Raw genomic sequence first — 20,818 nt, 5'->3', positions numbered from 1 at the left:
CCTCGTTTTCTATCTACTATTATAGCAAAAAAACTGACCTCTCTCCTCATCTGAAAAAAATATTCTAAAACCCATCATCATCTCTTGACGCTCCTTTTCCAAAGCAGTATAATAACACTTATTGAATTTTTCAACAAAGGAAACAACTATGTTTACAAAATTAAAACAGACCTTTATCGGTCGTCCTCTTAAGTCCTTAACAGAAGGCGAGGGAGGTCTGCTGGGAAAAATGCAGGCTTTGGCCATGTTGTCAAGCGACGCTCTGTCCTCCATCGCCTATGGACCTGAGCAAGTAGTCCTCGTCTTGGCTAGTCTCTCTCCTCTAGCTATATGGTGGAGCCTTCCTATCGGCCTCTTTGTACTCCTGCTCCTAGCTAGTCTGACCGTTTCCTACCGTCAAATCATCCATGCCTACCCTCAAGGGGGAGGGGCCTATATGGTTACTCGAGAAAATCTATCGCCCCAGCTAGGCTTAATTGCTGGAGGCAGCCTTCTAGTTGACTATATGCTGACCGTAGCCGTTTCTGTAGCATCTGGCGCAGATGCCATTACAGCTGCCCTCCCTGCCCTTCACCCTTACAACCTCCACATCTCCATTTTTCTGGTTTGCTTGCTCATGCTCTTGAACTTACGGGGCTTAAAAGAATCTGCCAGTTCACTGATGATTCCTGTCTATCTCTTTATCATCAGCACTGTCTTTCTCTTGCTCTATGGAATCTTTCAACTAATGACAGGTTCTCTCAGCTATCAGGCAACTTCACCTATTGGGCATGCTGTTCCGAGCCTGTCTATCGTTCTCATTCTAAGAGCTTTTACCAGCGGATCTGCCTCTTTGACAGGGGTTGAAGCTATTTCAAATGCGGTTCCCTTTTTCAAGGCTCCAAAAGAAAAGAATGCCGCTCAAACCTTGACCATTATGTCACTGATTTTAGGTTTTCTTTTTGCTGGTATCACCTTCCTAAACTACTGGATGGGGATTCTGCCTCAACACGGAGAAACTATTCTTTCACAGATGGCTCAAGGCATCCTCGGCACTTCCTTCTTAGGTCACCTTGGCTATTATATCTTCCAATTCTCCACAGCCTTGATTTTGGCCGTAGCTGCAAATACTGGCTTTTCGGCCTTCCCTATGCTGGCTTACAATATGGCTAAAAACAAATACATGCCCCATCTCTTTATGGAAAAAGGAGACCGCCTAGGCTACTCCAATGGAATTTTAACTCTGGCTTTTGGGGCTATGATTCTTCTTCTCATTTTTAATGGGAATACTGAACGCTTGATTCCTCTTTATACTATCGGAGTCTTCGTTCCCTTCGCCCTATCTCAGACTGGGATGATTCGTCATTGGAAAAAGGAAAAAGGGGCCAACTTCTTAAAACCTGCTCTTGCTAATATCCTTGGGGCAATCATTTGCTACGCGATTGTACTAATCTTGCTCTTTTTCCGTCTCAGTGATATCTGGCCTTTCTTCCCGATTATTCTCGTACTCACCCTACTCTTCTTGGCAATTCACAGTCATTACCAAAAAGTAGCCCAACAACTGCGACTCTATGAAGGAATCGAAAAACGTACTTACGACGGCAATCTGGTTCTGGTCCTAGTAGGAAATGTCACCCGAGTCAGTGTCGGGGCCATTAACTACGCTCAAAGTATCGGTGACGAAGTCCTAGCCATACATATTTCTACCAAGGAAACAGCAGAAAAAGATCAAGAAATTCTCCAAGAATTTGCCGATTACTTCCCAACCATTACTCTGAAAAACATCCAGACTAGCTATCGTGACATCATCACCCCTACTGTCAAGTATGTCAAACGGATTTCCGAGGAAGCACAGAAAAAGAACTATACAGTCACTGTCCTCGTCCCCCAGTTTATCCCTAATAAACCTTGGCAGAATATCCTGCACAATCAGATGAGTCTCAAACTCAAATACGCCCTCCGTTGGCACCAAGATGTCGTTGTCGCTAGCTATTCTTATCACTTAAAAGAATAAAGAAAAGGCCCTACCAGAACCAAGAAGCTCTGGTAAGGCCTTTTTCTGAATCCAGTCACTATGCTTATACTCTTCGAAAATCTCTTCAAACCACGTCAGCTTCACCTTGCCGTAGGTATGGTTACTGACTTCGTCAGTTTCATCTACAACCTCAAAACCATGTTTTGAGCTGACTTCGTCAGTTCTATCTATAACCTCAAAGCAGTGCTTCGAGCAGCCTGTGGCTAGCTTCTAGTTTGCTCTTTGATTTTCATTGAGTACTAACTGAAAAGAATGACTAGGAATATTATTGAATGTGGTTAGCTAAATCTTCCTGAGCTTTTTTATTTGACTCAGCTTTTTCTTTTAGCCATTTTTCATAGAGTTCTTGGTACTGTTTAGCAGTTACTGGCTCTTTTTGCAATTCAACATATTTGTAGTTGTCCGCATTTCCCTTATGACCAACGAATGAGAATGGACCTGTAAACGGTACAGTCTTACGGAAGATTGGATTAGCTCCACCACTTTGAACTGGTAGGAAGAGGGCGCTATCTGTCAACCAAGCTTGGGCTTCAGCATATTTTTCATAGCGAGCTTGAGTATCTGTGATTTCCGAATCTGCCTGATCCAAGAGTTTCTTGTAGTTAGAAAGACCAATCTTATCCTTCACTTCCTTGTCTTTTCCTTCAGACAAGCCCATGTTTTTCAACTGAGAACCTGTCTCTGGATCAAGGATAGCTAGGTAAGTCTTCGGATCTGAGTAGTCTCCACCCCATCCTGAGATGTCAATATCGTAGTCTTTTTGTTCTGCTGTATCTGCAAAGTAGGTTGCTTGGTCTTTTTCATCTGGAGAAAGTTGGATAACATCGATGACTACATTCTCCTTACCAAGAGTAGCTTCTACTGTTTGCTTGAAAGAACCAGCCTGTTGCACATCTAACTTAGCAGTCTGGTCAACTGGCATATCCAAATGAATTGGGAAGGTTACTCCCTGAGCTTGCAGACTTTCTTTGGCCTTAGTCAACTTCTCTTTAGCCTTGTCAGGATTCAAGAAGGCTTGCTTACCATCGTTTAGGTTGATATTTGCCCAATCTTTGCCGTAGTTGACAATTTTCTCATTGACAATGTCACCGAAGTTCTTATCGCCAACTTGGACAAAGTTACTTGGTGTAACTGTGTTACGTAATATACGGTCTGCTCCATCTTCACCATTTGTCTGCACTGCATAAGCATGACGGTCAAAGGCAAAGTTGATAGCCTGACGGAAATCTTTATTTTGCATAGCTGCGCGTGAATCTGTCTTTTCCTTATCAGACTGTTTCATAGTCTGCTTGTAACTTTGACGATTCACATTGAAAAGATAGTAGAAAGTAACTGAGTTTTGCGGTGTATAGGTAATCTTATCCTCGTTTCCCTTCTTGAGTTCAGCAAAGACTGAACTTGTTGGGAAGATACGTCCGTCTGTGTAGTTACCTTCCAAAAATCCTCTTGTAATGCTATCTTGGTCAGAACCGTCAAAGAAAGAAAGTTTCACTTTCTCGATTTTGACATTGTCCTTATCCCAATAGTTAGGATTTTTATCAAATTCAATCAAAGATTTTGATGTGAAGGACTTAAACAAGTAAGGACCATTTGACAAGATACTTGATGGCGTCACACTTCCAAAGTCATCTCCCTTAGACTTCAAGAAAGCTTCGTTTACAGGACTAAGAATACTTGCTGTTGTTTTAGAGTTCCAATAAGTCTCAGGTTGGTTGAGGGTGTATTGGAGTGTGTAATCATCCACTGCCTTAACACCAACAGTTCCAAAATCGGATGATTTCCCTTCAACATAGTCTGCTAGCCCTTTGATAGAATCTTGTACCAAGTACAAGTTTTCAGCCTTTTTATCAGCCGCATACTTAAGACCAGTCACAAAGTCATGAGCTGTTACATCCGCATACTCTTCTCCTTCAGAAGTGTACCATTTAGCCCCCTGACGGATTTTATAAGTGTAGGTCAAACCATCTTTTGACACAGTCCACGACTCAGCCATAGATGGGATAAGATTGCCATACTGGTCGTTTTCCAACAACCCATCAATCAAGTTGGTTGTGATACTAGATGTAGAGTCTCGGGTAGAAGTAATATAATCCAAGGTATCTGGGTTATTGACAAAGATATAAGAGTAAGTCTTGTCTGCATTACTTGATTGGGAAGACCCACATGCTGCTAGAGCTAGACCTGCTGTCAAAGCCATAGCTCCAAAAAGCATAACTTTTGATTTCTTCATGATTATTCTCCATTTTTACAGTATGTGAAATATTATACACCATTTGAGCAAAAATATAAAGCTTTTTGTACTTTTTTACAAAAATAAAAATCAGTAGACTCGAGTTCCTACTGATTTTTGATAGAGTTCGTTTGGATTATGCAGCCAAAACTTTGCGTCCTTTACGACGACGAGCTGCCAATACGCGACGACCGTTTTTAGTTGACATACGGTTACGGAATCCGTGTTTGCGCGCACGACGAAGTTTACTTGGTTGATAAGTACGTTTCACGATGAATACCTCCTCATAGATTTTGTATTCGTTTAGCCGGCTATAAAGTGATCAGTTACTAAACATACTTTACTATTCTATCTGATTCTTTTACTTTTGTCAATAGCTCTAGGCAAATGTTTCCAGCTTTTTCGAATGGGTAACTTCTCAAAGTAACTTCCACTTGCCTGACCAAAGTGGAAATTAGTCTAAAACGGATTTTTATGGTGGAATTAAGTGTGAGACGTTTGAGTTAGAAATGAGGTCTACTATGACAAAACATAAACACCTTACCCTTTCAGACCGTAACGATATCCAACTAGGTTTAGAGCGCAGTGAAACCTTCAAAGCTATTGGCCAACTTATTCTAAAAGACCCGACCACTGTTTCTAAAGAAGTCAAACGAAACAGACAAGTCCGAGAGTCTACATGCCATAACCTTCCTTGCCCTCTACTCGATAAAGTTCCCTTTGTCTGTAATGGATGCCCTAAAAGAAGACAAAATTGTGGCTATCAGAAAATCTTCTACCTCGCTAAACAAGCTCAAAAACAGTACGAACAAACTCTTGTTGAATCTCGTGAAGGAACTCCCCTCAATTCCAAAACCTTCTGGAAAATGGATAAAATCATTTCTGAGGGTGTTAAAAAGGGACAACACATCTATCTCATATCCTCAAAACTCATAACCTTGATGTCAGCTCCTCAACCGTCTATCGACACATCCGAAAAGGTTACCTATCTATCGCTCCGATTGATCTTGCTAGAGCCGTTAAATTTAAAGAAAGACGGAAAAGTAAACTACCTTCTATTCCTAAAGAAGCCAAAAAAGGCCGCTCCTATGAGGATTTCCAAAATTATTTATTCCTTAATCAACTGAATTCTTGGCTGGAAATGGACACCGTTATAGGGAGGATGGGAGATAAAGTCCTACTCACCTTCAATCTATCTTTCTGTAACTTTATCTTCGCTAGACTTCTGGATAATAAAACTGCCCTTGAGGTTACCAAACACCTCTATGATATCAAGAACACTCTTTACCAAGCGAACAAAGATTTCTTCCAACTCTTTCCTGTCATCCTGACAGATAATGGTGGAGAGTTTGCCAGGGTTGATGACATCGAAATGGATGTGCGAGGAGAGAGTAAACTCTTCTTTTGTGACCCTAATCGCTCTGACCAGAAAGGGAGAATCGAGAAAAATCACACGCTGATTCGCGACATTCTACCAAAGGGAACTTCTTTTGACAATTTAACTCAAGAGGACATCAATCTCGTCTGCTCGCATGTCAACAGTGTCAAACGCGCTGCTTTGAATGGAAAGTCAGCCTATGAACTCTTTGCCTTTACTTATGGAGAAGAGATTCCTAAGCTTCTTGGCATTTCTAAAATACCTGCAGAAGACGTCTGCCAGTCTTCTAAATTACTTCAACATAAGTTCTAAAAACTAATCTTTAACCCCATTCAAACGTCTCACACTAACTTCCACCATAGCGGAACTTAATCTGAAACGCTTTCAGATGAGGGGATTTTGTGCGCTCTTTTTTTCGATTCCTTTCGGCTACAGAAGCGATGAAATCAAGCATGAGTAAAACCAGTGGAACTTACCCTGACACGGAATTCTACTGGTTTTTATGATTTTTATCAGACTAACTTCCACTTCTACTAGCGGTGGAACTTAATTTGCGAATTTAGCCTTTTTCGAATGTAAGCCCTTATCAGAAACAGTTAAGAGTAACATTCTCTTCAGATGCGAATAAATCAGTAAAAAATAATTCTTGCTAACATACATTTCCTATATTGAAGCCACCGATTTCATATCCCAAACTGTCTACAAAAATTAGCATTCATTTCTAACAATTCTTTAAAAGGAACTATTTTTCTAACCGCACCTGATGGAGTGTACTCCATTGACCACATAAATGGATAGGTCAAAACAACTTCATTCGTTTCAAGCGATAAATCTAATTCGAACAAATCTGATACTATAAGTTCTTGATAAAATAGGTCTAACTGATTTGTAGTCACCCAATATAAAAATCCCTTATAATCTATCTCCAAATCCTCCCATTCTAATGTATCGGGGGCAAAATATTCTATTGAATTTAATTTTTCAATATTTATTGCAAATAGACCACCCAAAATATCATAAGCTATCAAACAACGATTAGGATTATAACATTTTGAAAACAATTCATTACAATAGATGAATCCATTCTCTGAGTCATTCCCCAAAATCTTTAAATAACCATTAACAGTTATATAAGAAAAATGTTCTAAGATAAACTTCAGTTCTTGTGGTGTTTCTATAGTATCCGTTATTTTTTTATTAAATTCTAAAAACTTAATATCATTGGAACTTTCATCAAATTTTTCAAGAATCTCTCTCATAGTGATCATTTTATTTACCTATTCTCCACTACTCATCTTTACTCTTGTAGTTCATAGTTACTAATGTTTGTAATATTAAAGATTCTAATAAATTCTAATCTTTCAAGATGTTATACCTGCCCAGTATTCTTCCAAGAAAATAAAAATCTCAGAGAGGTAACGTTTAAATCATAAAAATGTTCGCTTTCTCTGAGATAAAACGCTAAAATCTAGTTGAGCCTTATAGAACCCCTATCTACGATACTGTTTCAAGAAACGAGTCATCTTTTCTTGTATTTGGGCTAGTTCATCGACACGAGGAAGGTAAACGATACGGAAGTGGTCTGGTTCCTGCCAGTTAAAACCTCGACCATGAACCAAGAGAACCTTTTCCTGTTTCAAGAAATTAAGGACAAACTGCTCATCATCATCAATACGGTACATATTGCGGTCGATTTTAGGGAAGATATAGAGCCCCGCCTTGGGTTTAACAGCAGAGAGACCTGGAATCTCTTGAATAGCATTGTAGATGAAATTTCTTTGCTCGTAAATTCGTCCACCAGGAAGGAGCAATTCATCGACTGATTGGTGACCACCCAAGGAAGTTTGGACGACTTGTTGTGCCAAAACGTTAGAGCAAAGGCGCATATTGGACAACATATTGAGCCCTTCGATATAGCCCTTGACATGTGTCTTAGGTCCTGATAAGACCATCCATCCTACACGGAAACCAGCGATACGATGAGATTTTGACAGACCATTCATGCTGACACAGAAGACATCAGGTGCCAGGCTCGCCACAGGAGTATGCACATGTCCATCCATGACCATGCGGTCGTAAATTTCATCCGCAAAGATAATCAAATCGTTTTGACGGGCAATCTCAATAATCTCCAGCAAAAGTTCCTTAGGATAAAGGGCTCCAGTTGGGTTGTTGGGATTGATAAGAACGATTGCCTTAGTATTGGAAGTGATTTTTGACTTGATATCGTCAATATCTGGGTACCATTCTGCAGCTTCATCACAGATATAGTGAACGGCATTTCCCCCAGCTAGGCTGACAGCGGCCGTCCATAGAGGATAGTCTGGCATTGGGACTAAAACCTCATCCCCATTGTCCAAAAGCCCCTGCATGGACATGACAATTAGCTCGCTGACACCATTTCCAAGGTAAATATCATCAATATCTACGTTTGGGAATTTCTTTAATTGGCAATACTGCATGATGGCCTTACGGGCTGAGAAAATCCCTTTAGAGTCAGAATACCCTTCACTATCACGCGCATTCATAATCAAGTCATGAATGACCTCGTCTGGCGCTGTAAAGCCAAATTCTGCTGGATTTCCTGTATTCAGACGTAAAATCTTTTCTCCGTTCGCTCGCATCCGCATGGCTTCTTCCAAAACAGGACCACGGATATCATAAGCAACATGCTCTAACTTACTAGACTTGTTATATTCTTTCATCTTGTTTCCTCAATTCTTCAGGATAGTAACATTATACCACTAGAAAGAAAATGCGACAAGTTTGCTGAAATGTTTTACTAGATTAAGATAGAAGAAAAACCTCGCTAAAAGCGAGGCCAAGACAGGGGAGATAGCAGGTATTTTGCCAAAGTCACATCACATACCAAAAGATAAACCTAGAAAAAGCAAGCCTAAAAAGGAGTCATAAAGAAGATTGAACATGAGGAAAAGTCCCCATATCATCAAGTAATCCCAACGCCCACTTCGTTTTGCAACTAGGAATAATACCAAATGGTAGAGTAAATGAAAGACTAAAAAGCCAACAAAACCTGGATAAATAAGGGGAATCAGTCTCTCTAATTGCCAGATTATGACAACTTCTACCAAGACTGAAACTAGGATGATTCCATAATAAAGGAAATTTGATTTTTTTGTTTCTTGAAAAGCGTTTTTCATCATTCTCCCTCCCTTCACTTCTTTCCTGCTATCCTTTCTTTTATTTTATCATATATTTATATAGATTTTAATCGCTAACATTCTTTTGAAAAATACTTTTTTTGCTTTACTTCTATAGTGAAAAGGTTTACAATTATAGTAAGAAAATTTCAGGAGGTTTCATTATGGCACAACGTTACCAAAATATCATGGTCGCAATCGATGGTTCTAAAGAAGCAGACTTGGCTTTTGTCAAGGGAGTTCATTCTGCTCTACGAAACGACGCTAAACTCACCATCGCACATGTCATTGACACACGCGCACTCCAAAGCGTATCCACCTTTGATGCTGAAGTTTACGAAGAACTCCAAGTAGACGCTGAAAGTCTGATGAAAGAGTACGAAAAACGTGCTAAAGATGCTGGTGTGACAGATGTTCACATCGTCATTGAAATGGGCAATCCAAAGACCCTACTAGCACGTACTATTCCCGATGCTGAAGAAGTGGACCTCATCCTCGTTGGTGCAACTGGTCTCAACGCCTTTGAACGCCTCTTGGTCGGTTCTTCATCTGAATACATCCTCCGCCATGCTAAGGTCGATTTGCTGGTTGTGAGAGAACAAGAAAAAACCTTATAATCACAAAGAAAAGGAGCACAGAGCTCCTTTTTACTATTTATTTCTCTCTTTATGGCGTTCATAAGCCTTGAGCTGGCGCTGCAGTTCCTTTTTAATGGCAGGTTCTGGAGCATATTTTTCTTCCCAATCATCTGGTTTTAAGATTTTATGGGTCACCGGATCAAAATGAGCCTTGCCATCTGGAAAAATTTTCCCCATATTAGCCTGATGGACGATATCAAAAATACGCTCTGGGTCCACCCCCATCAAGACAAAACTACCGTAGGTAAAGTAAAGCGTGTCAATCAAGGCATCCACCTGCCCCACCAAATCTTGCTGGGCAGGCGTCTTCTTAGCTACTTTATCTGCTGCCTTATCAAGGGCTTGATGAAGTTGAGATAGAGCTTGACCAAAATCCTCTTCAGAAGGGCTGGCAGCTCGAACAAACTCCACCAATTCTTCTATTTTAAAACCAGCCCTGTGGGTTGCACCTTCTAAATCCCAAGCTCGAGGTTCTTCTTGGGTTCGTTCATCCATCATGTGGTGGAAGGTCTTGACCTTATTGAAATGATAGTCACGGCTGACAAAGACTTTTTCTGAAGCCAAAACACCAAAATGTTCCAAGGCCTTGTGGATTCCATCTTGCTGATTGCTGGTTGTAATATGCTTGGCCACTTCCTTAACACTGCTACTACCATTTCCCATAGCAACGGACATACCGACACCCGCAAGCATTTCTAGGTCGTTATCTGAGTCACCAAAGGCCATGACTTGGTTGAGGTCAAAGCCATATTCTTTCCCGACTCGGCGTATACCTTCCAATTTTGAATTTCCCTGATTGATGACATCCGCAGCAAAAGGATTGCTACGTGTCAATTTCAAGTCTTCAAAATCAGCTGCCGCCTTCTCAGATTCTTCTGGCGTCATCAACATCAAAACTTGGTAAATAGGCTGATTCATGAGGTAAAGTAGGTCTTCTTCCTTTTGGGGAACAACCTTACTGACCATACGATTAAAGGAATGACTCACTGCCCGAGTTAAAACTGAGGGGACGAAGCGACTGATTCGTTGAGAAAAAGACCCTAGACCAAAAGACATGATTTTAGAACCCAGCATGGCATCCTTGGCCCCTAGGGCAATCTCCTTGCCCTCTTTTTTAGCATAAGAAATTAGCTGACGCAAATGTAACTTGGAAATAGGGCTCGTAAACAAGACTCTGTCTTTAGTAAAGATATACTGGCCATTGTAGGTTACCGCAAAATCCAGATCCAAATCATCCATCAATTCCTTAACAAAAAAAGGTCCTCGCCCTGTCGCTACACCAACCAACACCCCTTGTTCTTTGACAATTTTAATCGCGTCCTTAGTGGATTTCAAAACACTCTTGCGATCGTTAACCAAGGTTCCATCGATATCAAAAAAAACAGCTTTGACTTCCATCCTATCCCAATCTCCCCTTTTGTGATACAATGATTATACCACATTTCAGAAAGAGTGAGTAAATCATGCCTAAGAAAATCCTTGTTTTACATACGGGTGGGACTATTTCCATGCAGGCCGATGCTTCTGGCGCTGTTGTGACTAGTTCAGATAATCCCATGAACCATGTATCCAACCCACTTGAAGGAATCCAAGTCCACGCCTTGGACTTGTTTAACCTGCCAAGCCCCCATATCAAACCCAAGCATATGCTGGCCCTCTACCAGAAAGTTAGAGATGAAGCTGATAACTACGATGGAGTGGTGATCACACACGGGACCGATACTTTAGAGGAAACAGCCTATTTCCTTGATACCATGGAAGTTCCCCATATGCCTATCGTTCTAACAGGGGCCATGCGCAGCTCTAACGAACTCGGTAGTGACGGTGTTTATAATTATCTGAGTGCTTTGCGGGTAGCTAGCGATGACAAGGCTGCTGACAAAGGAGTTTTGGTTGTTATGAACGATGAAATCCACGCTGCCAAGTATGTCACCAAAACACATACGACCAACGTCAGCACCTTCCAGACTCCAACACACGGGCCACTTGGTCTGATCATGAAACAGGAAATACTCTACTTTAAAACAGCTGAACCTCGTGTCCGCTTTGACCTTAATCACATACAAGGCTTAGTCCCTATCATCTCTGCTTATGCTGGTATGACAGATGAGCTGATTGATATGCTGGATTTGGAACAATTGGACGGTTTGATTATCCAAGCCTTCGGAGCTGGTAATATTCCCAAAGAAACGGCTCAAAAATTAGAAAGCCTTCTGAAAAGAGGAATCCCAGTCGCCCTGGTTTCACGATGCTTTAACGGTATTGCTGAACCTGTTTATGCCTACCAAGGTGGGGGCGTGCAGTTGCAAAAGGCAGGCATTTTCTTTGTTAAAGAACTCAACGCCCAAAAAGCCCGCTTGAAACTCCTCATTGCCCTCAATGCCGGACTAACAGGGCAAGCTTTGAAAGACTATATGGAAGGCTAAGTCTCTTCTCCAGAAAGCAAAATCAGGAAATCTTCACGATTCCCTGATTTTTTTCTATTTACGTTTTCGTGTGGAACGACGTTCTGTCAAACCATGAGGTAAGAGAACTTCACGTTCTTCCAACTCTTCCTTGTGCATAATCTTCGTCAACATACGCATGCTAATAGCTCCAAGGTCATAAAGAGGTTGGGCAATAGTTGTCAAGTTTGGACGGGTAAAGCGTGAGACTTGCGAATCATCACTAGTAATGATTTCAAACTCTTCTGGTACTGACACACCCTTATCAGCAAGACCGTTCAAGACACCTGCCGCCAATTCATCACCTGTTACAACTGCTGCGGTTGCATTTGATGAAATCAAGCGTTCTGCCAAGGCATAGCCATCTTCATAAGTATATTTAGACTCAAATACCAATCCTTCGCTATAAGAAATCCCTGCTTTTTTCAAGGCTTCCTTGTAGCCAACCAAACGAACCTTACCATTGATATCATCCACTAGTGGACCGCTAACGAAAGCAATGCGCTCATTTTCTTTAGCAAGGTAGGTTACTGCATCAATCGTTGCTTGTTTGTAGTCAATATTGACACTTGGAAGCTGATGTTCTACATCCACAGTTCCTGCAAGAACAACTGGTGTCCGAGAGCGAGAAAACTCTGAACGAATTTTTTCAGTCAAGTGGTAACCCATAAAGATGATACCATCCACTTGCTTAGAAAACAGTGTATTGACAACTGAAACTTCCTTGTCATCATCCTCATCACTATTAGCAAGGACGATATTGTACTTGTACATTTCAGCGATATCATCAATCCCTTTAGCAAGCGTTGAGAAGTAGCCATTGGTAATATTTGGAATCACGACACCGACAGTGGTTGTCTTTTTACTTGCAAGACCACGCGCCACGGCATTTGGACGATAATCCAAACGGTCAATCACCTCAAGCACTTTTTTACGGGTGTTCTCTTTTACATTCTTATTGCCATTGACTACACGGCTAACCGTCGCCATTGAAACCCCTGCTTCACGGGCGACATCATAAATCGTTACTGTATCGTCTGTATTCATTCCTTTTCCTTTCTATATCATACCTCACGAGACTCCAAAAAAGAGACGATATGAAAATTTCGTTTTCATGATTCTACTTATTCCATTTTATCACTATTTGTAAACACTTTCAAGCATTTTTTGAAGATTGTTTGAAAAAAATTTCATAGAAAACTATGTTTATGAAGAAAAAATCGCCTTTTCTTGATTTTTAATCCTATTTGCTGTATGATAAGGGAAAAGAAAGGGGGCAGAGATATGGCTTTTACCAACACCCATATGCGGTCAGCTAGTTTTGGCATTGTTACCAGCTTGCCTGATGATGTCATTGACTCTTTTTGGTATATTATTGACCATTTCTTAAAAAATGTCTTTGAATTGGAAGAAGAACTCGAGTTTCAATTGCTTAATAACCAAGGAAAAATTACCTTCCATTTTTCAAGTCAACACCTCCCTACAGCTATTGATTTTGACTTTAACCATCCTTTCGACCCTCTTTATCCCCCGAGAGTACTAGTTTTAGATATGGACGGTAGAGAAACTATCCTCCTCCCAGAAGAAAATGACCTATTTTAATACTCAATGAAAATCAAAGAGCAAACTAGAAAGCTAGCCGCAGGTTGCTCAAAACACTGTTTTGAGGTTGTGGATAGAACTGACGAAGTCAGCTCAAAACACTGTTTTGAGGTTACAGATGGAAGCTGGCGTGGTTTGAAGAGATTTTCGAAGAGTGTAAAAACTCTAGCCTTCAGTTGCAAGTGACTGAAAACTAGAGTTTTTTCTATTTTTTCAAAGCATTATACAAGTTGCGGATCGGTTGCTTTAATGTCGGATGGATAAAATGAGGCGCAATTTCCTGTAAGGACTCAAGGACAAAAAGGCGTTCCGCTATGTAAGGATGAGGCAAGATAAGGTCATCTGTATAAATGACCTGGTCCTCCACAAAGAGCAAGTCCAAATCAATCAAACGAGGTCCCCAATGCACTTCTCTCACCCGTCCCATCTCTGACTCAATGACTAACAAGGTCTCTAATAGCACTGGGGCAGGCAACCATGTTTCTACTTCAATCACTTGATTTACAAAGCTATCCTGCTCCACACCACCCCAAGGCTCCGTCGTCAAGACATTGGACTCTTTGAGAATATGGATACCTCGAGCTCGCATTTTCTCAATGGCTTGTTTTAAGTTTTCTCGCTTATCCCCCATATTGCTTCCTAGGGCGATAAAGGCTCGCTGCTTACGGCGATGAATGGTTACTGAGCAAGTATCTAGTGGCAAATGCACCGGTGCCCAAGGTTTTTTCAGTTCCAACTTCATTTCTTGGACAAGAGGATAAGCCTCAAAAGTACGTTCTATCAGTTTGTAGGCTACCGTTTCAATCAAGTCCTCAGTTGTTTCCTGAAACCAAGCCGTCCACTGCTGGCACAATTCTCCGTAATGGACAGAGGCTGTTAAATCAAAGTCTGTAGCTGCCTTGGTCATATCATAAGATAGGATAGCTGAAACGACAAACTTCTGCCCCAATTCTTTCTCACTGGGAAAAAGACCATGATAGGCAAAAATTTCCAAATCCTTAATCTGCAGTTGATCCATAATGATTCCTTTCTAGAAAAATCCGCTTGAAGCGGATTCTTTTATACTCAATGAAAATCAAAGTGCAAACTAGGAAGCTAGCTGCAGGCTGCTCAAAACACTGTTTTGAGGTTGCAAATGGAAGCTGACGTGGTTTGAATTTGATTTTCGAAGAGTATTATAGTCCCATTAAACGATAAGCCTGATCTCGGAGGTCCTTATCTTTTTCAAATAGACCACGAGCTACTGTCGTCAAGGTTGCAGTGCCTGGTTTTCTGACACCACGCATACTCATACACATATGCTCCGCCTCAATGACAACAAAGGCTCCTTTAGCACCTAGATAGTCCATCAAGGCATCGGCCACTTCGATATTCAATCGTTCTTGAATTTGTGGTTTTTTCGAATAAACTTCAACCGTACGGGCTAGCTTAGACAAACCTGCCACACGGCCATCTGGAATGTAGGCAATATGTGCTCTCCCATAAAATGGTAGAAAGTGGTGTTCACACATGGTATGGAAAAAGATATCCTTTTCTACCACCATATTATCGTCAATAATCTCAAAAGATTTTGACAAATGTTCCTCCGCTGTTTGACCAAGCCCTGAAAAAATCTCTTGGTACATACGGGCCACACGAGCAGGTGTTTCCTGCAAGCCCTCGCGATTAACATCCTCTCCTACAGCCTCGATAATCATTTTTACAGCTGCTTCAATCTTTTGTGTATCCATTCTCGTTCTTCCTCTCCATCAGATAGGCTCTCACTTGGCTCAAGAAATACAAGGAACCCGTGACAATCCTAACTGTTTTTTTCTCTTCTTTTTTATCTGTCAATTTCTGCTCTAGAAAATCCTGCCAACCTTGGTAGCTGAGATTTCTAGACTTAGCTGCCTCTTTCAGCACGCTTTCATCAGTCGCCCGACTATCGTCAAAATGTGTCAGGGTAAGCTCGGTATCTGGCATTGTCCCCAGCAAGTCCAACATATCCTCCAAGGCCTTGGTTTTGATACAAGTAAAGAGGATTTCCTTACGATAATCCGCAAAGCGTTCTTGCAAGGTTGTCAATAAAGCCTTGATAGCATGGGGATTGTGGGCCCCATCCAAAATCATCAAGGGGTTCCTTGACACGACCTCCAAACGCCCTGGCCACCTTGTTTCTTCCAAGGCTTGAGCAATCAAGATATTAGCTGGTAGTTCTCGACCATCCTCTTGACAAAAAGTATCAAGTAAAGCTATGGCCATCCCAGCATTCTCTATCTGGTGCAAGCCAAGCAGGCCAGTCTGGAAGCGATCTTGTCTGAGAGAACTAGTATAGTCAAAGACTTCACCCGTTACTACACTCTCTTGATGACTAACTTGATAATCTTTCCCATAGGCAAGTCTCGGCGCATCATTCCCTTCCGCAATGCGGTCAATCACAGCCAAAGCTTCTGGAGCAATACGACCTGTCACCAAGGGAATACCTTGTTTGATAATACCAGCTTTCTGCTCTGCTATGGCTTCCAAAGTGTTACCAAGTAGGGCTACATGGTCCAGTCCAATAGTCGTGATGCCTGTTAGAATAGGCTGGCAGACATTGGTACTATCCAAGAGTCCACCCATGCCCACTTCCATGATAGCCACATCTACTTGCTCTGAGGCAAAGTAGTCATAGGCTATGGCTGTGATAATCTCAAACTCGGTTATGCCCTGTAAATTAACGGCCACTTCTCCCCCCAGAAAAGACTGATAGTCTGCCATGAGGGCTTCTAGCCTCGCTTCTGGGATAGATTCCCCATTGATGCTAATCTGGTCTGTATAATGAATGAGATAGGGCGAGCTAAACACGCCAACTCTCAGCCCTAGCTTTTCTAGCATCTTTTTCAAAAAAGCAATGGTCGAGCCCTTGCCATTGGTCCCTCCGATATGGATGACCTTGAATTTGAGATGGGGATTGCCACGCAAAGCTAATAGTTCCACCATTCGTTCCAAGCCAAAATGCGGTTGGTCCGTCCGATAGTGGGCAATCCACTGATTATTTTCAAATTTTTTCATCTTATTTATATTGTTTTAAATCTAGATTTTCCGCTTCATCAGCCAGACGAATGGCGGAGGCAATTTCAACTGCCATCCTGTGACTAGCTACGTCATGCACGCGCACCACTTCTACACCCTGTCTTGCAGCGATACTAGTTACATGAGCCGAAGCTGTGTCCCGATTTCGGAAACCAATTTCTGTCTCAGGATTGACTTCAAAACCACTTTCTTCAAGGATATTGATGACAAATCGCTTGCGCGACACTCCAAGAAAGATTGGATACCCCTTCTGATGTAGTTTATCCAAGTCCCGTAAAAGAAGTAGATTTTCCTTCTTAGTCAGCCCAAAGCCAATTCCTGAATCCAACAGGATATTTTCTTGTGCGATTCCAGCTTGATTTGCTCTCGCTAGTGCTCGTTCAAAGAAAGTATCCATCAAGTCTTCTATTGGCAATTTCTCAAAGTCAGCTAACTCTTTTTCTGTAAAAGCTTGACCAAAACCAAAATGAGGGAATATGAGCGAGCTAGGATGCTGAGGTCGAGCCATAACAGGATTAAACATGATGACCACTTTCGCTCTCGCTTCAGCTACCACATGGGCCATTTTTTCATCACCCATGAGGCCAGTGATATCATTGACTAGATTGGCACCAGCAACCAAAGCAGCCTCTGCTACCTGACTCTTCCAAGTATCAATAGAGATGAGGACATCACTTTCCTTGCGAATAGCTTTGATTACTGGAACAACACGCTGGATTTCCTCTTCTATCTCAACATAGCTACTTCCCGGCCGAGTTGATTCTCCACCGATATCTAGCATGCTGGCTCCTTCTGCTATCAATTTACGAGCCTGCTGGAGTGCCTGCTCAAGAGCAAAAAATTGACCACCATCCGAAAAGGAGTCTGGGGTTACATTGATAATTCCGCAAATAGCTGTCTTTGCATGATTGGCTTTACTTGACATATCGGTCACTCCCTCAAGGATTTTCATCATATTATTTCTCTATTTTACCATAAAAAGAAAAAGATGGACACGATTGCATTCATCTTTTTCCCAGTAGAAACAAGTAAGCAATTGTCAAAAATCTTAAACAGAAATCCCTAATGTCCGACTCATGATCACCACAAGAGCCAACAAACAGAAAGCAACCCCATTAGCAATCATGTGAAGCAAGATAGACATTTCCAAACGTTGGGTCTTGTAAGCCGTCCAAGACAGAACGATCGACATACCTCCATAAATCAATAAAGAAGGTAAATTACTTGGTTGATGCAATAAAGCAAACACAATCGTACCGACTACAAATCCCCAGCTCTCCTTACCTCTGAAAACCTTTTTAGGAATAATCCCACGGCACAAGATTTCCTCACAAATCGGAGCAAGTAGGGCTAGCAAGAAGAAACTAGAAATCAAAGAGCTATTTTGAACCATATCGTTAATCTGAGACTGGTTAGCTGTTGTCGTCTCATTTGACAGTTGTAACAAGATAGAACCAAGTATATTTGAACAGATAATAACTAAATAACTCAAGCCCAAGCGTGCCAAATCCTTAGCTCTGAAAAAAGAAAAATTAAAACTTGCTAACTGCATTTTACGAGCTCCAAAAATAAATAGTGCCAACACTACAATCGAAATACCAGCAACTATCAGTCCTGACTGTAACAGTGGTACTGCATTTAAAGTTAAAATAGCAGTAACCCCTATAGGAATCTGATATAAAATTGTCGCCAGCAAAAAAATTAATAGCCAACCTGCACGATTCAACAATTCTTGCCACATACTTTTCTCTTCCATCATTCATCTCCTAGACTTTGTATTAAAAAAGGGGGGAAATCCCCCTGGGTAATTCTATTATAGGGCCATGCTAATGTAGTTAAGGATAAACAAGGCATCCAAAATCCAAATCATGACATGGACATCTTTAGCTTGACCTTTAACAATCTTAGTCAAAGTGTAAGTCAAGAAACCAACTGCAATCCCTTGAGTGATAGAGTAGCTGAATCCCATAAAGATAGATGTGAAGAAAGCAGGAACCGCTTCAGACATATCATCCCAATGGATATTTTTCAAGCTAGCCAACATCATAATCCCAACGATAATCAAGATTGGAGCTGTAGCGGCTGTTGGTACAATCGCTAGAAGTGGGCTAAAGAAGCTTGAAATTGCAAAACAGATAGCTACAACCAAGGCTGTCAAACCAGTACGTCCACCTGCACCTATACCAGCAGCAGACTCAACATAAGTCGTTACGTTTGAAGTACCAGCTACTGCACCAATTGTTGTAGCAATTAAATCAGAATAAAGAGCTTTATCCAATTTAACTGATTCCTTGTTTTCACCTTTAGAAGCAATGATTCCAACTTTTTCACCAGTACCAATTAGAGTACCAATTGTATCGAAAATATCTGTTAATGAAAAGGCAAGAATAGCCATAAGAGTCTCAGGTAAGCGAGCTGTATCTGAAATCAAAGCTCCTAAACCTTCTGAACCAAGAGCTGCACCAAAAATTTTCTTCAAATCTTCTACCGCAGCACCCAAGTGATTATTTGAAAAATCAATGCTAGAAATATTAACTAAACCTACTGCAATTGCAAGAACTGTTGTTGTTAAGATAGAAAGGATAATCCCTCCCTTAATGCCTTTGATGACAAAGAAGATAGTAATGGCAAGTCCTGCAAGAGCTACCAAAACAGCTGGGTTATTAAAATCAACCAATCCTGGAACCGCTGAAGAGTTTGCTGCAATCGTTGCTTGAGCTTTGTCAGCCCCTTCTCCTACAACAGTATAGTTACCTGGATCAATCGTAAATTTCAAAAGTCCAGCATTCTTAATCCCTACGTAAGCAAGGAAGACACCGATACCTGCTGAAATAGCTGAACGAAGAGCAGTAGGAATGGATTCAATGATCATTTTGCGTACATTTGTCAAAGTAATAATCAATGAAATAATACCACAAATGAAGACCATAGCCAAGGCTTCTTGCCAAGAATAACCAAGTCCAAAGACAACTGTAAAGGTAAAGAAAGCATTCAGTCCCATACCTGGTGCTTGGGCATATGGTAAGTTAGCATAAAAAGCCATCATAAGAGTTCCTACCACAGAACCAATAATCGTTGCTAGGAAGATACCCTGAGCAGGCATTCCTGTTTGTGAAAGAATTTGTGGGTTTACAAAGAGAATATAGCTCATTGCAAAGAAAGTTGTTAAACCAGCGAGAACCTCCGTACGAACGTCTGTACCGTTCTCTTTTAGTTTAAATAATTTGTCCATTATCAATCTCCTTTTAATTTTTACGAACAATAAAAGAATTATATCATTTATCATTCACTTTTTCAATATCTTTGTTTGATTTATTTAATAAAATGATGGAATTTAATTTTTTGTTTGGAATCTGCTTTTCTCTCTGCTTTTTGTTATAATAGTAGACATCTTATCTGGAAAGACACTAGAAAGGTCCATATGACGAAAAAAATTATTGCAGTTGACCTAGATGGAACCCTGCTCAACTCAGACAGTCAGATTTCTGATTTTACCAAAGAAACTATTAAAAAAGTTGCTGAAAAAGGGCATCAGGTCATTATTACGACAGGTCGCCCTTACCGCATGTCAAAAGATTTCTACCATGAATTAGGCTTAGATACTCCTATGATTAATTTCAACGGCTCCCTTACTCATTTACCAGACCAAGTTTGGGACTTTGAAAAGTGTTTGACAGTAGACAAAAAATATCTTTTAGACATGGTTCGACGTTCTGAGGATATTCAAGCAGATTTTATCGCTGGAGAATACCGTAAAAAATTCTACATTACAAATCCTAATGAAGAAATTGCCAATCCCAAACTATTTGGTGTAGAAGCTTTCCAGCCTAAAGATCAATTCAAGCCTGAATTGGTGACCAAAGACCCTAACTGTATTCTCTTGCAGACCAGAGCTAGTGACAAGTATGCCCTGGCAGAAGAAATGAATGCTTTCTACCAGCATCAACTGTCTATCAATACCTGGGGAGGTCCGCTCAATATCCTTGAGTGTACCCCAAAAGGTGTCAACAAGGCCTTTGCTTTGGACTACTTGCTCAAGGTAACGAACCGTGACAAAAAAGATTTGATTGCCTTTGGAGATGAACAAAATGATACCGAAATGCTAGCTTTTGCTGGAAAGGGCTACGCCATGAAAAATGCCAATCCAGTCCTGCTCCCTTATGCGGATGAGCAAATCGCCCTGACAAATGACCAAGATGGGGTTGCCAAAACCCTGCAAGACTTATTCTTATAACCTATACTGATACTCAATGAAAATCAAAGAGCAAACTAGGAAGCTAGCCGTAGGTTGCTCAAA

The 20,818-nt window shown here is 41.0% G+C and carries 18 protein-coding genes and 1 pseudogene; 6 read left to right on the top strand and 13 right to left on the bottom strand.

Annotation, left to right across the window (positions count from 1 at the left end):
* The first annotated feature begins 148 nt into the window (after positions 1-148).
* Positions 149-1,993: an APC family permease gene (locus tag SK629_RS01600; protein WP_042900292.1), complete on the top strand. Its 1,845-nt coding sequence runs from the start codon at positions 149-151 to the stop codon at positions 1,991-1,993.
* Positions 1,994-2,279: 286 nt separating this feature from the next.
* Here the strand turns inward: SK629_RS01600 and SK629_RS01590 are convergent, their stop codons facing one another.
* Together SK629_RS01590 and rpmH are read right to left on the bottom strand one after the other, a co-directional pair.
* Positions 2,280-4,244, bottom strand: a complete 1,965-nt coding sequence (locus tag SK629_RS01590; protein ID WP_042900291.1) for a peptide ABC transporter substrate-binding protein — start codon at positions 4,242-4,244, stop codon at positions 2,280-2,282.
* A gap of 136 nt (positions 4,245-4,380) precedes the next feature.
* Entirely contained in the window at positions 4,381-4,515 is a 135-nt protein-coding gene (gene rpmH, locus SK629_RS01585; protein ID WP_000831905.1) for a 50S ribosomal protein L34, read from the bottom strand.
* A 250-nt stretch (positions 4,516-4,765) separates the two neighbouring features.
* On the opposite strand from rpmH, the pseudogene SK629_RS01580 reads away from it, so the two are divergent.
* Positions 4,766-5,934: pseudogene (locus SK629_RS01580) on the top strand (IS30 family transposase).
* 371 nt (positions 5,935-6,305) lie between these two features.
* Here the strand turns inward: SK629_RS01580 and SK629_RS10915 are convergent.
* From SK629_RS10915 to SK629_RS01565, 3 genes are all read right to left on the bottom strand, one after another.
* A complete protein-coding gene (locus SK629_RS10915) occupies positions 6,306-6,881 on the bottom strand; it encodes a DUF2625 family protein (protein ID WP_160165279.1) in 576 nt (191 codons plus the stop codon).
* Positions 6,882-7,112: 231 nt separating this feature from the next.
* Positions 7,113-8,327, bottom strand: coding sequence for a pyridoxal phosphate-dependent aminotransferase (locus SK629_RS01570; protein ID WP_000666462.1), 1,215 nt, complete (start codon positions 8,325-8,327; stop codon positions 7,113-7,115).
* 156 nt (positions 8,328-8,483) lie between these two features.
* Positions 8,484-8,786: a hypothetical protein gene (locus SK629_RS01565; RefSeq protein ID WP_042900290.1), complete on the bottom strand. Its 303-nt coding sequence runs from the start codon at positions 8,784-8,786 to the stop codon at positions 8,484-8,486.
* A gap of 161 nt (positions 8,787-8,947) precedes the next feature.
* On the opposite strand from SK629_RS01565, the gene SK629_RS01560 reads away from it, so the two are divergent.
* The gene (locus SK629_RS01560) at positions 8,948-9,400 is read left to right on the top strand and encodes a universal stress protein (protein WP_000079152.1); all 453 of its coding nucleotides are present in this window, start codon (positions 8,948-8,950) and stop codon (positions 9,398-9,400) included.
* A 33-nt stretch (positions 9,401-9,433) separates the two neighbouring features.
* Here the strand turns inward: SK629_RS01560 and SK629_RS01555 are convergent, their stop codons facing one another.
* Positions 9,434-10,819, bottom strand: coding sequence for a Cof-type HAD-IIB family hydrolase (locus SK629_RS01555; protein WP_042900289.1), 1,386 nt, complete (start codon positions 10,817-10,819; stop codon positions 9,434-9,436).
* 65 nt (positions 10,820-10,884) lie between these two features.
* On the opposite strand from SK629_RS01555, the gene SK629_RS01550 reads away from it, so the two are divergent.
* The gene (locus SK629_RS01550) at positions 10,885-11,847 is read left to right on the top strand and encodes an asparaginase (protein WP_042900288.1); all 963 of its coding nucleotides are present in this window, start codon (positions 10,885-10,887) and stop codon (positions 11,845-11,847) included.
* A 54-nt stretch (positions 11,848-11,901) separates the two neighbouring features.
* On the opposite strand, the gene ccpA is transcribed toward SK629_RS01550, so the two are convergent.
* The gene (gene ccpA / locus SK629_RS01545) at positions 11,902-12,912 is read right to left on the bottom strand and encodes a catabolite control protein A (protein WP_001090628.1); all 1,011 of its coding nucleotides are present in this window, start codon (positions 12,910-12,912) and stop codon (positions 11,902-11,904) included.
* 237 nt (positions 12,913-13,149) lie between these two features.
* Between ccpA and SK629_RS01540 the strand changes: the two genes are divergently transcribed.
* A complete protein-coding gene (locus tag SK629_RS01540) occupies positions 13,150-13,467 on the top strand; it encodes a DUF960 domain-containing protein (RefSeq protein ID WP_000886035.1) in 318 nt (105 codons plus the stop codon).
* A gap of 205 nt (positions 13,468-13,672) precedes the next feature.
* Here the strand turns inward: SK629_RS01540 and folB are convergent, their stop codons facing one another.
* The 6 genes from folB to SK629_RS01510 form a co-directional block, all read right to left on the bottom strand.
* Positions 13,673-14,485 carry a dihydroneopterin aldolase gene (gene folB, locus SK629_RS01535; protein ID WP_042900287.1) on the bottom strand — a complete coding sequence of 271 codons (813 nt, stop codon included), beginning with the start codon at positions 14,483-14,485 and terminating at the stop codon, positions 13,673-13,675.
* A 157-nt stretch (positions 14,486-14,642) separates the two neighbouring features.
* On the bottom strand, positions 14,643-15,197 hold the full coding sequence (gene folE / locus SK629_RS01530; protein WP_042900286.1) for a GTP cyclohydrolase I FolE: 555 nt from the start codon (positions 15,195-15,197) through the stop codon (positions 14,643-14,645).
* On the bottom strand, positions 15,178-16,500 hold the full coding sequence (locus SK629_RS01525) for a bifunctional folylpolyglutamate synthase/dihydrofolate synthase (RefSeq protein WP_042900285.1): 1,323 nt from the start codon (positions 16,498-16,500) through the stop codon (positions 15,178-15,180). The genes folE and SK629_RS01525 overlap by 20 nt, the downstream gene beginning before the upstream one ends.
* A 1-nt stretch (position 16,501) precedes the next feature.
* Positions 16,502-17,476 (bottom strand): dihydropteroate synthase, encoded by a 975-nt coding sequence (gene folP / locus SK629_RS01520; RefSeq protein ID WP_042900284.1) that lies wholly within the window; start codon positions 17,474-17,476, stop codon positions 16,502-16,504.
* 93 nt (positions 17,477-17,569) lie between these two features.
* Positions 17,570-18,277 carry a CPBP family intramembrane glutamic endopeptidase gene (locus SK629_RS01515; protein WP_042900283.1) on the bottom strand — a complete coding sequence of 236 codons (708 nt, stop codon included), beginning with the start codon at positions 18,275-18,277 and terminating at the stop codon, positions 17,570-17,572.
* Between the two features lie 57 nt (positions 18,278-18,334).
* Positions 18,335-19,753 (bottom strand): NCS2 family permease, encoded by a 1,419-nt coding sequence (locus SK629_RS01510; protein ID WP_042900282.1) that lies wholly within the window; start codon positions 19,751-19,753, stop codon positions 18,335-18,337.
* A 189-nt stretch (positions 19,754-19,942) separates the two neighbouring features.
* On the opposite strand from SK629_RS01510, the gene SK629_RS01505 reads away from it, so the two are divergent.
* Positions 19,943-20,755 (top strand): Cof-type HAD-IIB family hydrolase, encoded by an 813-nt coding sequence (locus SK629_RS01505; RefSeq protein WP_042900281.1) that lies wholly within the window; start codon positions 19,943-19,945, stop codon positions 20,753-20,755.
* Positions 20,756-20,818 lie beyond the last annotated feature (63 nt).

The organism is Streptococcus mitis (genome assembly GCF_000722695.1).
In the GTDB taxonomy this organism is placed as follows: Bacteria; Bacillota; Bacilli; order Lactobacillales; family Streptococcaceae; genus Streptococcus; species Streptococcus mitis_O.
The sequence above is the reverse complement of the archived record's forward strand: the minus strand, read 5'-3'. Positions and strand labels throughout refer to the sequence as shown.